The following is a 13,246-nucleotide window of genomic DNA, read 5'->3' as shown; positions in this document are numbered from 1 at the left end:
CTCTTTCTATCACTGTGACGTGCTCGCACATGGGGCCGGTCGCTCCCCTGTTCCCAAGGGAGAACCGGCCCGTGATGCCCCCGTTACGCTCCTTCACGCCCCCTTCACGGGACGTGCGCGGGGTCTTGGCGTCGAACACCAGCCCCAACGGCGGGTGGCCGACCGGATCGGCCGACCAGGCGTCGACTAGGCGTCATCAGCCAGTTCGAGCCACCGCATCTCCAGCTCCTCCTTCTCGGCGAGCAGCGCCCTCAACTCGGCGTCCAGCTCCCCCACTTTCGAGAAGTCCGTCGCGTTCTCGGCAATCCGCGCATGCAACTTCGCCTCCTTCTCGGAGACCTTGTCCAACTGCCGCTCGATCTTCTGGAGTTCCTTCTTCGCGGCGCGGGCGTCGGCGGCGCTCTTCTGCGACGCGGCCTCGGCGGCGGGCTTCGCGGCGACCCCGGCGGACGCCGCCGCGGCCTCCTCCATCTTGTGGCGCCGCTCGAGGTACTCGTCGATGCCGCGCGGCAGCATCCGCAGCGTCGCGTCGCCGAGCAGCGCGAACACCTTGTCCGTCGTCCGCTCGATGAAGAACCGGTCGTGGGAGATCACGATCATCGAGCCGGGCCACCCGTCGAGCAGGTCCTCCAGCTGTGTGAGCGTCTCGATGTCGAGGTCGTTGGTCGGCTCGTCGAGGAAGAGGACGTTGGGCTCGTCCATCAGCAGCCGCAGCAGCTGCAGCCGCCGCCGCTCACCACCGCTGAGGTCGCCCACCGGCGTCCACTGCTTCTCCTTGTTGAAGCCGAAGGTCTCGCAGAGCTGCCCCGCCGTCATCTCGCGCCCCTTGCCGAGGTCGACGCGGTCGCGGACCTGCTGCACGGCCTGGAGCACCCGCCAGGTCGGGTCGAGTTCGGCGACCTCCTGGGACAGGTACGCCAGCTTGACGGTCCTGCCGGTGACGACCCGCCCGGCGGCCGGCTGCTTCTCCCCCTCGCTGCGCGCGGCGTCCGCCATGGCCCGCAGCAGGGAGGTCTTGCCGGCGCCGTTGACACCGACGAGGCCGACCCGGTCGCCCGGCCCGAGCTGCCAGGTCAGATGCTTCAGCAGCACCTTCGGACCGGCCTGCACCGTGACGTTCTCCAGGTCGAACACGGTCTTGCCCAGCCGGGACGACGCGAACTTCATCAGCTCGCTGGTGTCGCGCGGCGGCGGTACGTCCGCGATCAGCTCGTTGGCCGCCTCGACCCGGAAGCGGGGCTTGGACGTACGGGCCGGGGCGCCGCGCCGCAGCCAGGCCAGCTCCTTGCGGACCAGGTTCTGCCGCTTGGTCTCCTCGGTGGCGGCGATCCGCTCCCGCTCGGCGCGGGCGAAGACGTAGTCGGAGTAGCCGCCCTCGTACTCGAAGACCGAGCCCTTCTGCACGTCCCACATCCGGGTGCAGACCTGGTCGAGGAACCACCGGTCGTGGGTGACGCAGACGAGGGCGGAGCGCCGCTCGCGCAGGTGGTTCGCGAGCCAGGAGATGCCTTCGACGTCCAGGTGGTTGGTGGGCTCGTCGAGGACGATCAGGTCCTGTTCCTCGATGAGCAGCTTGGCGAGCGCGATGCGCCGCCGCTCACCGCCGGAGAGCGGGCCGATGACGGTGTCGAGCCCCTGCGGGAAGCCGGGGAGGTCGAGCCCGCCGAAGAGCCCCGTCAGTACGTCCCTGATCTTGGCGTTGCCCGCCCACTCGTGGTCGGCCAGGTCTCGGATGACCTCGTGCCGGACGGTGGCGGTGGGGTCGAGGGAGTCGTGCTGGGTGAGCACGCCGACGTGGATGCCGCCGGAGTGGGTGACCCGCCCGGTGTCGGCCTCCTCCAGCTTGGCGAGCATCCGGATCAGGGTGGTCTTGCCGTCCCCGTTGCGCCCCACGACGCCGATCCGGTCCCCTTCGGAGACGCCGAGCGAGACCCCGTCGAGCAGGGCGCGGGTGCCGTACACCTTGCTGACGTTCTCGACATTGACCAGGTTGACGGCCATTACTCTCCTGCCACGGGGACGATCGACCCTCCAGGGTAGTCGGCGGGGCGCACGGGTGTGACGGGCGGCGCCTGGCGGACGGGGAGCGCGGTGGTGGTCGTGTGCGGGTCCGGTGGGCCCGCAGGGCCTGGAGCTTTCAGGGGCCGCGGGGAACTGCGCGAGAAGCCCCACCGGACCCGCACCCGACGACGCACCCGCGGTCCCCCGCCCGGGCCGAGGGATTCCCCTAATTGACGTGGACGCGTCACAGCCATCACCGTAAAGGTGGAAGCTGACCTTCCAGGCTCCACGGATCGGCAGCGGCCGCACAGCGATTCCCCCCACGAGAAAAGGCCGTGCGCCCCGGGGAAACCACCACCCGGGGCGCACGGCGGTCCTGTGCGGCCTACCTCCGCCGCTGCTGGATCAGCGCCGTTCCCTGGTCCGTGGAACGGCCGCGGCCGGCCGGCTCCCGGTGCACGGGCATGTCGTCGCGGATCAGGTTCTCGGGGATGAAGACGGCCGCGGCGACGCCTGCGTTGGTCGACTGCCGCAATTCGACGCGCAGACCCTGGCGGTCGGCGAGCCGGTTCACCACGAACAGGCCGATCTGCTTGGCGTCGAGGAGGTCGACCCGCTCCGACCGGAGCTTGCGGTTGGCCTCGGCCATCGCCTCCTCGTTCATGCCGAAGCCGCTGTCCTCGACCTCGATGAGGATGCCGTCCCGCAGCCGGGCCGCGCGCAGCTGGACCTTGGTGGAGGGCGGGGAGAACGCGGCGGCGTTCTCGACGAGCTCGGCGAGCAGATGGATGACGTCGGCGACGGAACCGCCGTTCAGCGACACCTTCGGTACGGCCCACACCTCGACCCGGGTCGCGTCCTCGATCTCGGCCACGGCGGCCCGCAGGACGTCCGTCAGCGCGATCGGATCGCGCCAGCCCCGGCCGGGCGCGATCCCCGACAGGATGAGCAGCGACTCGGAGTGGCGCCGCATCCGGGTGGCGAGGTAGTCGACGCGGTACAGGTCGTACAGCTCGGCGTGGTTCTGCTGTTCCTGCTGGCGCTGCTCCATGACGCCGAGCAGGTCGAGCTGCCGGTGGAGCAGCACCTGGCTGCGGCGGGCGAGACTGACGTACACCCCGGAGATGCCGCTGAGGAGTTCGGCACGCTCGGAGGCCGCCTTGAGCGCGGCCCGCTGCACGGCGGTGAGCGCGGTGCCCACCTGGGCGAGTTCGTCACCGGCGAGGCGGCGCATCGGGGCCTCGGCGTCGATGTCGACGCCCTGCCCGGCGTGCAGCTTGCGCATCGCCTGCGGCAGCCGGCGCCCGGCGACCTCCAGGGCGGAGTTGCGCAGGTCGAGGAGTTCGACGATGAGGCCGCGGCCGACGCCCACGGAGACCAGCAGCGACAGGAGCACACCGGCGAGACCGAGGACGACGGCGACGCCGGACGCGCCGAGGTTGTCCCAGCCGAAGACGTCCGCCTTGGCCGCCGCGCCCGTTCCCGCGTCCTCCTCGGCCGCCGCCAGGCCCTTCAGCACGGCCGTCGAGGAGGCGTCCCAGTCCTTGAGCACGGCCGTCGACACCGGTCCCGGCCCGGCGTCGGTCACCCCGTCCTCGACCTTGACGAGGGTGGCGTAGCTGTCGCTGTCGAGGAGCACGTCGTAGGCGGGCCGGTGCTCGGCCTTGAGGTCGGCGACGGCCGGCCTCAGCAGTTCGCGCTGGGTGGCGACGGCGCCGACGAACCGCGCGTACTGCTCCTTGCCCAGCGTCCCGGACGCGGTGGCGGCGGTCAGCAGCGCCTGCTCGCGGGCCACGGCGTCGCGGACCCGGGAGAGTTCGAGGACGACCCGCGCCTCGGAGGTCGCGTCGGTGCCCTGCTCGCTGGTGAGCGCGCCGGTCACGGCGAAGGCGTGGTCGATGACGGCGGAGTAGTCGGTGTACGCCGTCGACACCGTGGTCCTGGTGTCCTTCGCGTCGGACCCGGTGGCGCCCGCGCGCAGGGCGGCGAGGTCGCTGAAGTCGCCTTCGAGGGTCTCCAGTCGGTCGGGCAGCGCCGGGTCGATGAGGGCGGCGTCCGAACTGGAGGTGCTGAGGCCCGCGCGGAGCGCCGTCACGGTCTTGTCGGTGGCCTGCTGGTCGGCCCTCAGGTCGTCGAGACCCGTCTCGGTGGGGTGGGCGGCGTACCGCATCGCGGCCGTCCGCTCGTTCTGCACCGCGGTCACGAACGCGGCGACCGGCGCCAGCAGTTCGCTGTTGACGTCCTTGGCCCGCTCGGTGTCACCGATGGCGGCGACGGTCGTCACGGCGGCGTAGCTCCACAACGCCATCAGCGACACGATGGGCAGCATCAACAAGGCGACGATCTTCGCCCGCACGGATCTGGGGCGCAGCAGCCGGGTGGCCGCGTGGAAGATTTTCATTGGGGACCTCGCAAGGGGAGGGGAGGATCAAGCGCCCCGTCAGGCGCGCGGAAAACTGCGCGACCAGCCCCCACGGGCGCGCAGGTACTCACTGAAGGTCGAGCGGAAGACTCACGCCGTGGAGAGCTCGACCTCACGCAACAGCTCGTCGGCGAAGGAGGACTCCGCCCGCTTCCCCGTCGGCGACAACGCCACGTACGCCGAGGTCAGGAAGAGGAACGACCCCAGCAGCACGGCCAGCGGAAACAGGAACTCGGTGGCCGTCGCCCCCGACAACTGTGCCGTGCTGGGCGCCAGATCGATGCTCACGGCGTACATCGCGGTGTAGTGCATGCTGCTCACCGCCAGCCCCATCACGAGCGCGGCGATCGCGGCGAGGACACCGCCGCGCACGACCAGCGTCAGCGCCAGCGCGGCGGTCGCGGCGACGACCGCGATCACCACGGAGGCGATGACCAGTGAAGGGTCGTAGCCGACCTCGCCGTGCAGGTTGAGCGCGGCCATGCCGGTGTAGTGCATCGCGGCCACGCCGAGGCCGGTTCCGAGGCCGCCGAAGGCCACCGCGCGGACCCGGGAGCGGCCGTAACCGGCGGTGAAGACACCGGCGCTGACCACGGCGATCGCCATGACCAGGCTGAGGACGGTCATGGGGACGTCGTAGCGGATCGGGGTGCCCTGCACGCCGAAGCCCATCATCGCGACGAAGTGCATCGTCCAGATGCCCGAGCCGATCGCGAACGACGCCAGCGTGAGCCAGTTCCGCTTGGAGGCCCCCTCGGCCTCAAGTGCCCTGACGGTGCAGCGCAGTCCGAGCGCGGAGCCGACGCAGGCCATGACGTAGGAGAGGACGGGAGTGACCCATCCGGCACTGAAGTGGTCGATGTGGTCCATGTGTTCCATGAGGAACCCCTCTCGCCCGCCGCGTGGACGACACCACGCGCGCGGGAAGTACCACCGGTAACTGGGCACCGGGGATCGAGATCATGCCACTCGAAGATGACCGGCAAATCACCCGAAGGGGGACCAAAGGGCACTTCTGTGAAAATTAAAGTACTGTGGCGTGGGTAACAAACTGAAGGGTATGACAAACCATTGCATGACCTGCACATTTCCTCCACCGGGCCACACCGGTCAGGCACTTGACCGTGTTCCACAACCAATGAGTTCCACCAGCGCCCATCCGGCGAGCGTCATGGCCACGGCCACCGGAGCGCTGACCTGGACGGCGATCAACAGGGCCGTACGCCCCTCGAACAGCCCGCCGAATCCGACCATGGAGAGCCCCAGCACCCCGAACAGACACAGGGTCGCCCCGAGGGCCGCGGCGGGCCCCGAATACGCCCCCGACCTGCGGGAACCGCTCGGCCGAGACGGTCCGGAGGGTCGGGCCGCGGGCCGCTCGAAGCGTCGGAAGGCGGCGACGAGAACCGCCGTGAGGACGGCCGCGGCCCCGATCCGCAGGGGCAGTTGGGCCCACCAGGCGCCCGTCGCCGGTGTCGGCAGGTCGACGTCCAGAGCCAACAGCACGCCGTACACCCCGAGCATGGCCGAAAGATGCCATAGGAACGCGGTCATCGAGATGCCGTTGGCCGCCACGACCGTCCGCCACACCTTCGGCCGCTCCAGCCACCGCGCGACGGGCCGGCGCACCCACTCCACCGCGCCGACCAGCCACAGCCCGTGGCACAGCAGCGCGAAGGTCGGCGGCGCCATGTTCGACACCTTCTCGCCCGGCATCCCGACCATCGACAGCGGATACGGCCCGTACGCCACCAGCAGCGCGGCCCCCGCGAGCCCGGCACCGGCGAGCAGATACGGCCGGGTCAACCGCCCGTCGGCGCGCAGGAAGCCGAGTTGATGGATCGCGAGCCACACGAAGGCGAAGTTGAGGAACTCGACGAAGGGCACGTCGAGCGCGAACCGCAGGACGTCCACGAGCGCGGCGGCAGCGACCAGCGCCCCGAACGCGCCCCAGCCGAACCGCTCGTGCAGCTTCAGCAGCGGCGGGGTGAAGGCGACCATCGCGAGATAGATCCCGATGAACCACAGCGGTTGCGCGACCAGCCGCAGCGCCACGTCGAGCAACCCGCCGCCGGCGCCCGCCAGATGGAGGAGAACGGCAGCGGCGCCCCACGCCCCTATGAAGACCATGGTGGGGCGGAGCAGCCGTTGGAGGCGGGCGCGCAGGAAGGCGGGGTAGACCGAACCCCCGTCCGGGAACCTGCGGCTGAGCGAACGGTAGGAGAGGGCGTGCGAGAAGCCGCCGACGAAGAAGAACACCGGCATGATCTGCAAGGCCCAGGTGAGGACTTGGAGCTTCGGCTCGACGGCGAGGAGGTTGCCCACCTCCACCTGGCCGTCGGCGCCGTTCGTGACCGCGGCCATCAACCAGTGCCCGAGCACGACCGTGCCGAGGGAGGCGACGCGGAGCAGGTCGACGTAGCGGTCCCTGTCGGCCGGGGTGGCGGCGGCGAGTTCACGCGCACTCACGCTCGCGCTCGCGGCGGTCCTTGCGCCTGCTGTCGCGCCTGCTGTTGCGTCGGCTGTTGCGGTCATGGGAGTACGGTCGCGCGGGCGCCGCTGTGGGCGGCAGCGCTCCCGTACTCAACTCACATCTGAGTACCTACGGTTGTCCGTCCCGACCCCCGGCCCTCTGGACCACGGTGGCTCCCGGCGCGGGTGAGACGGCGACGCGCGCCGCCTTGCACGTACCGGACGCGAGGAGCCCGTCGGCGACGGCGCGGGCCGACTCCGCGTCCCGGGCGAGGAAGGCCGTGGTCGGGCCCGAGCCGGAGACGAGCGCGGCGAGCGCGCCGGCCGCGCGGCCCTCGGACAGGGTGTCGGCCAGCCGCGGGAAGAGGGAGAGGGCGGCGGGCTGGAGGCCGTTGGAGTCCGGCAGGAAGGCCGCGAGCGCGTCGGCGTCGCCCTTGGCGAGCGCGCGCAGCAGCACCTGGGAGGCGACGGGCTCGGGGACGGTGTCGTGCTCGTGCAGCCGGTCGAACTCGCGGTAGACGGCGGGCGTGGAGAGACCGCCGTCGGCGACGGCGAACACCCAGTGGAAGGTCCCGCCCACGTCGAGGGTCTGGAGCCGCTCGCCCCGCCCGGTCCCGAGCGCCGCGCCGCCCACCAGGCTGAACGGCACGTCACTGCCCAACTCGGCGCAGATGTCGAGCAGTTCGGCACGGGAGGCGTTCGTGCCCCACAGCGTGTCGCAGGCCAGCAGCGCGCCGGCCGCGTCCGCGCTGCCGCCGGCCATGCCGCCGGCGACGGGGATGTCCTTGGCGATGTGGAGGTGGACGGCGGGCTCGATGCCGTGCCGCTCCGCCAGTGCGAGCGCGGCGCGGGCGGCGAGGTTGCTCCGGTCCAGGGGCACCTGGTCGGCGCCTGGGCCCTCGCAGGTGATGGTGAGTTCGTCGGCGGGGGTGGCGGTGACCTCGTCGTACAGCCCGACGGCGAGGAAGACGTTGGCCAGGTCGTGGAACCCGTCGGGCCGGGCACCGCCGACCGCGAGCTGCACGTTGACCTTGGCGGGAACGCGAACGGTGACGCTCACGGGGTACGGCACTCCTCGGGGTGGGCCTGGTGGTGGACCTCGGGGTGAGGCTTCGGCTGAACCCTGTGGTCCGTCATGCGACGGTTCCCTCGGTGACGCGGTTCTCCGCGATGGCGGCGAACTCCTCGACCGTCAGGGACTCGCCGCGGGCCTGCGGGGAGACCCCGGCGGCGACGAGGGCGGCCTCGGCGGCGGCCGCGGAACCGGCCCACCCCGCGAGGGCGGCCCGCAGGGTCTTGCGCCGCTGGGCGAAGGCCGCGTCGACCACCGCGAACACGTCCCGTCGGGCGGCGGTGGTCTTGATCGGCTCCGTGCGGCGGACCAGGGAGACGAGCCCGCTGTCCACGTTCGGCGCCGGCCAGAAGACGTTCCGTCCGATCGCCCCGGCCCGCTTCACCTCCGCGTACCAGTTGGCCTTCACCGACGGCACGCCGTACACCTTCGAGCCCGGCCCGGCGGCCAGCCGGTCGGCGACCTCGGCCTGGACCATCACGAGGGTGCGTTCGATGGTCGGGAAGGTGTCGAGCATGTGCAGCAGTACGGGGACGGCGACGTTGTAGGGGAGGTTCGCGACGAGGGCGGTGGGGGCGGGGCCGGGAAGTTCCGTCACGTCCATCGCGTCGGAGTGGACGAGGGCGAAGCGGGCGGCGCGGGTGGGCATACGGGCGGCGATCGTCGCGGGCAGCGCGGCGGCGAGGACGTCGTCGATCTCGACGGCCGTGACCCGGTCCGCCACCTCCAGCAGGGCGAGGGTGAGCGAGCCGAGGCCCGGACCCACCTCGACGACGGTGTCCTCCGGGCGGACGTCCGCGGTCCGCACGATGCGGCGAACCGTGTTCGCGTCGATCACGAAGTTCTGGCCGCGCTGCTTGGTCGGACGCACACCGAGCGCGGCGGCGAGTTCACGGACGTCGGCGGGGCCGAGGAGGGCGTCGGAGGAGGGGCTGCTCACGGCACCAGGGTACGGGGCGGGGGGCTCCGCCAGGTTCTTGGGCGCCTGGTAGCTGGGGGCTGCGGGTGCGTTGGCGACTGCGGCTCCGGTGGGGCTTCTCGCGCAGTTCCCCGCGCCCCTCAAGGGCCAGGCCCTTGCGGGCCTGGAAAACGGCGGTCGGTCGGGCGATGAGAAGCACGGGGCGCAGCCCCTGCTTTTCAGGGGCGCGGGGAACTGCGCGAGAAGCCCCACCGGGCCGCACCCGCCGACGAACCCGGCACCTCCACCCCCAACGCGCCCTATCCCCGCAACCGAGCCCCACAATGCGGCCAAGGGCTCGCCCCCCGCTGCACGTACAGCTTCTTCGCCCGCATCGTCTGCTCCGCCGCCGGCGCGTCCTGGGGCCGCCCACTCCCCCCGAGACTCCGCCACGTCCCGGTGTCGAACTGGTACAGCCCCCCGTACGTCCCGGAAGGGTCGACCGCGTTCGGCCGCCCTCCCGACTCGCACGCGGCGAGACCACCCCAGTTCAACCCCTCCGCCCCCGCCACGGACGTCGGCATCGCCTTCGCCCCCACCTTCACCACCTGCTCCCGCGGCTCACGAACCACCTCCGTCCGCACCAGCCGCGGCCGCTGCCGCACCCCGTTGACCGTCCGGAGCGCGTATGTGACCCGCCGCACCCCCGGCCGCCCGGCCCGCTCCACGACCTCCGTGCCCCGGAAGAGCGAGGGATCCTCGGTACGGCGCACCCGGAACGGAATCGGCACCTCTCGGACCTCCTCGGACCCGGTCACCCGCAACACGGTCACCGTCTGCCCGTCCCGGGGGAAGCTCGACCGCGCGACCGAGGTGGTGTCCTCGCCGCGCAGGGTGACCCCGGCCTGCTCCACGGCCTCCCCCACGGTCGCCGCGTTCGTACGGATCGTCCGCGCCCGCCCGTCCGCGAGGATCGTGACGGTGCGCTCGGTACGGACGTCCAGCTCCAGCCCCGCACGCCCGATCCGCTGGGAGCGCGAGGTCGACACGTACGCGCCCTCCGCACGCACCCCGAGCTGCTGAAGCGCCCCGTCCACCGTGTGGGCGGTCGTCCACACCTTGCGCCGCTGCCCGTCGAGGGTGAGGGCCACGGGACGCCCGTAGTGCACGGCGACCTCGTCCCCGCTGCTCAGCGGCGTACCGGGGGCGGGGGCGACGACGTCGTGCGCGCCGAAGGCGACCCCTTCGTCGGCGAGCAGTTCGGTGACGTCGTCGGCGAAGGTGTGCAGCGTCCGGGGCCGCCCGTCGACGGTCAGCTCGATCGCCTTGTCCTTCGCCACGAACGCGGAGGTGCCGCCCGCGAGGAAGGCCACCACCAGGGCCTGCGGCACCAGCCGCCGCAGCGAACCGGGCCGGTCGGCGGCCCGCCTGCGCCGCACGGCCCGCCGGGAGCCGCTCCGGCCACCGCTTCCGCCCTCCGGCTCTCCCGCGGCCTCTTGGGCGAGCCGGTCCTCGTAGGCGGGCCGGTAGGTGTCCGGGTGGTCCGGGTGATCCACGAGGTCCGGGTAGTCCGGGTGATCCACGTGGTCCAAGTGGTCCAGGGGGTCCGGGCGCACCCCGTAGGGCAGGGTCTCGGCCTCGTACGGCGACTGCGGCGACTGCGGCGACTGCGCATTGCTCACGACGACACGCTCCAGAGGGGATCCGGGTCCGGGTCGGGCGACGTGAACCTAGCGGACTCCGGTCACCCTCCAAAGCAACGCGGTCACTCAGTGTCGCGACACGGGACACTGATCATCTTTTTGGGTCCCCCGGACGGCCTACGGGACGTGACCCCTCAGTAATCGAACGCCCTCGCCGTGTTCGCCGCGATCGCCGTCGCCAGCGCGTCCTCGTCGGTGCCCCGCACCTCGGCCATCGCCCGAACCGTGACCGGAACGAGATACGGCGCGTTGGGCCGTCCGCGGTACGGCGCGGGCGTCAGGAAGGGCGCGTCGGTCTCCACGAGGACGAGTTCGAGGGGCGCGACGGCGAGCGCGTCGCGCAGGGGCTGGGCGTTCTTGAACGTCATGTTCCCGGCGAAGGACATGAAGTAGCCGTGCGCGGCGCAGACCGCCGCCATCTCCGCGTCGCCGGAGTAGCAGTGGAAGACGGTCCGCTCGGGCGCGCCCTCCTCCTTCAGGATCCGCAACACGTCGTCGTGGGCGTCGCGGTCGTGGATGACCAGCGCCTTGCCGTGCCGTTTGGCGATCTCGATGTGCGCGCGGAAGGACCGCTCCTGGGCGGCCTTGCCCTCCGGTCCGGTCCTGAAGTAGTCGAGCCCCGTCTCCCCGACACCCTTGACCTGCGGCAACGCGGCCAGCCGGTCGATCTCGGCGAGGGCGTCGTCGAGCGCCGCGTCCCCGCCGGGCGTCCGTGCGCCCTGCCGGGACCAGCCGTCCGGGTCGCCATGGACGATGCGCGGCGCCTCGTTCGGATGCAGTGCGACGGTCGCGTGCACGGCCTCGTACCGCTCGGCCGTCTCGGCGGCCCAGCGCGAGCCCTTGATGTCGCAGCCGACCTGGACGACCGTCGTCACCCCCACGGAGGCGGCCTTGGCGAGGCCCTCCTCGACGGTGCCGGACTGCATGTCCAGATGGGTGTGCGAATCGGCGACCGGCACCCGGAGGGGTTCGGGGAGCGGGGGCGCGGCGTTCTTGTCGTTCGAGGGCATGCCCCGATCCTACGAATCGCACGATCGGGGCATGCCCCACAGGCTCGCTGGGGGGAGGTCAGCTCGCCTTGCGGTGGAACGGGTGCAGCAGGTCGGACAGGTGCCAGTGGTGGTCGTCCTGCGGCTGTTCCCGGGACTCCGCCGCTGCCGGGGTGTCCGTGTCCGCCACCGGGCGGGGCTTCGGCAGATGCCGGCGACGCTCGGCGTCCCGCACCGACGACACCTGGCCCGCCCGCATGATCCGGACGACATGACCGTCGCAGTTCTGGCACGTGGGCCGGGACAGCGGGGACGGCACGACCGTGCCGTCGGCCACGTACATCACGAAGTCGCGCCCCTGGGCGTCGTTGTGGTGCTCTATCTCGTACGACTGCTCCCAGCCGTGCCCGCACCGCATGCAGGCGAAGGCGTACGACTCGTGAACGACGGCGGTGGCGGTGTCGCGCAGCATCGCGCGCTCTGCGATCTCGGTCATTGCCAGCTCCTCTTGTCCGCTGGACGGTGGGGACGTGACGTGTACGTCCCCACCACCCAGTGGACGCCTTCACGGACCCGGTGGGCACCCCATCTGCCGACTGTTGAAGGGCATTTGGCCTCCCCTTGTGGGAAGCCCCGCCCCACGAGGGCTGCGCTTTGCTCGGCTTTGCCGCGGCATGGGTCGACCGGTTGTGGGTGCCGGGGGGTGGGCCGAAAAAACAGGGCGCAACCCGCTTTCTCAAGGGCGCGGGGAACTGCGCGACCAGCCCCCACCCACCCGCACCCGCACCCGCCAGCGAACCCGCACCCCCACCCCTCTCAGGCGCCCCGGCCCCCATCCCGCTTCGCAGCCACCACCGCGTCAAAAACAACCCGCTTCGGCACCCCCGCCTCCACCGCGACCGCGGCGATCGCCTCCTTGCGCCGCTCCCCCGCCTCCTCCCGCACCCGCACCCGCCGCACCAGCTCCTCCGCGTCGAGCTCCTCCGGCCCCTTCTCCGGCGCGCCCTCGACCACCACGGTGATCTCCCCGCGCACCCCGTCCGCCGCCCACTCGGCCAGCTCCCCGAGCGGTCCCCGCCTGACCTCCTCGTACGTCTTGGTCAGCTCACGGCACACCGCGGCCCGCCGCCCCGTGCCGAACACCTCGGCCATCGCCGCGAGCGTGGCGTCGAGCCGGTGGGGCGCCTCGAAGTACACGAGCGTGCGCCGGTCCTCCGCGACCTCGCGCAGCCGGGCGAGCCGCTCCCCGGCCTTGCGCGGCGGGAACCCCTCGAAGCAGAACCGGTCCACGGGCAGCCCGGACAGCGCGAGGGCGGTGAGGACGGCGGAGGGACCGGGTACGGCGGTGACCCGGATGTCCTTCTCCACGGCGGCGGCCACCAGCCGGTACCCGGGGTCGGAGACCGACGGCATCCCCGCGTCCGTGACCAGCAGCACCCGGGCACCGCCCACCAGCGCCTCGACGAGCTCCGGCGTACGCGCGGCCTCGTTGCCCTCGAAGTAGGAGACGATCCGCCCGCCCGGCTGCACCCCCAGCGCCTGCGTGAGCCGCCGCAGCCGCCGTGTGTCCTCGGCGGCGACGACATCCGCCCCGGCCAACTCCTGGGCGAGCCGAGGCGGCGCGTCCGCGATCTCACCGATGGGGGTACCTGCCAGCACAAGGATTCCAGTCACCTCCCCATCCTCCCA

The 13,246-nt window shown here is 71.9% G+C and carries 10 protein-coding genes and 1 pseudogene; all 11 read right to left on the bottom strand.

The genetic code is table 11. The annotated features are described in order from the left end of the window. Positions 1-186 precede the first annotated feature (186 nt). The 11 genes and pseudogenes from ACZ9QC_RS25030 to rsmI all read right to left on the bottom strand — a co-directional run bounded on the left by ACZ9QC_RS25030 (position 187) and on the right by rsmI (position 13,231). The gene (locus tag ACZ9QC_RS25030; protein ID WP_472921798.1) at positions 187-1,413 is read right to left on the bottom strand and encodes an ABC-F family ATP-binding cassette domain-containing protein; all 1,227 of its coding nucleotides are present in this window, start codon (positions 1,411-1,413) and stop codon (positions 187-189) included. A 171-nt stretch (positions 1,414-1,584) separates the two neighbouring features. Continuing rightward, positions 1,585-2,001, bottom strand: a pseudogene (locus tag ACZ9QC_RS25025) (ATP-binding cassette domain-containing protein); the annotation flags it as partial. A gap of 385 nt (positions 2,002-2,386) precedes the next feature. Then, positions 2,387-4,402 (bottom strand): sensor histidine kinase, encoded by a 2,016-nt coding sequence (locus ACZ9QC_RS25020; RefSeq protein WP_472915172.1) that lies wholly within the window; start codon positions 4,400-4,402, stop codon positions 2,387-2,389. Positions 4,403-4,513: 111 nt separating this feature from the next. Then, the gene (locus ACZ9QC_RS25015; RefSeq protein ID WP_472921797.1) at positions 4,514-5,293 is read right to left on the bottom strand and encodes an MHYT domain-containing protein; all 780 of its coding nucleotides are present in this window, start codon (positions 5,291-5,293) and stop codon (positions 4,514-4,516) included. A gap of 240 nt (positions 5,294-5,533) precedes the next feature. Continuing rightward, complete coding sequence (locus tag ACZ9QC_RS25010) at positions 5,534-6,958, bottom strand: acyltransferase family protein (RefSeq protein ID WP_472915171.1); 1,425 nt, start codon at positions 6,956-6,958, stop codon at positions 5,534-5,536. 67 nt (positions 6,959-7,025) lie between these two features. Next, positions 7,026-7,955 carry a 4-(cytidine 5'-diphospho)-2-C-methyl-D-erythritol kinase gene (locus tag ACZ9QC_RS25005; protein ID WP_472915170.1) on the bottom strand — a complete coding sequence of 310 codons (930 nt, stop codon included), beginning with the start codon at positions 7,953-7,955 and terminating at the stop codon, positions 7,026-7,028. Between the two features lie 73 nt (positions 7,956-8,028). Beyond that, on the bottom strand, positions 8,029-8,907 hold the full coding sequence (gene rsmA / locus ACZ9QC_RS25000; protein WP_472915169.1) for a 16S rRNA (adenine(1518)-N(6)/adenine(1519)-N(6))-dimethyltransferase RsmA: 879 nt from the start codon (positions 8,905-8,907) through the stop codon (positions 8,029-8,031). Positions 8,908-9,185: 278 nt separating this feature from the next. Further along, positions 9,186-10,547 (bottom strand): ubiquitin-like domain-containing protein, encoded by a 1,362-nt coding sequence (locus tag ACZ9QC_RS24995; RefSeq protein WP_472915168.1) that lies wholly within the window; start codon positions 10,545-10,547, stop codon positions 9,186-9,188. Between the two features lie 155 nt (positions 10,548-10,702). After that, complete coding sequence (locus ACZ9QC_RS24990; protein WP_472915167.1) at positions 10,703-11,578, bottom strand: TatD family hydrolase; 876 nt, start codon at positions 11,576-11,578, stop codon at positions 10,703-10,705. Positions 11,579-11,636: 58 nt separating this feature from the next. Further along, positions 11,637-12,053: a hypothetical protein gene (locus ACZ9QC_RS24985; protein WP_472915166.1), complete on the bottom strand. Its 417-nt coding sequence runs from the start codon at positions 12,051-12,053 to the stop codon at positions 11,637-11,639. 320 nt (positions 12,054-12,373) lie between these two features. Next, positions 12,374-13,231 (bottom strand): 16S rRNA (cytidine(1402)-2'-O)-methyltransferase, encoded by an 858-nt coding sequence (gene rsmI, locus ACZ9QC_RS24980; RefSeq protein ID WP_472915165.1) that lies wholly within the window; start codon positions 13,229-13,231, stop codon positions 12,374-12,376. Positions 13,232-13,246 lie beyond the last annotated feature (15 nt).

The organism is Streptomyces sp. HUAS MS02, assembly GCF_055702265.1.
This window is presented reverse-complemented; position numbering and strand designations above follow the sequence as displayed.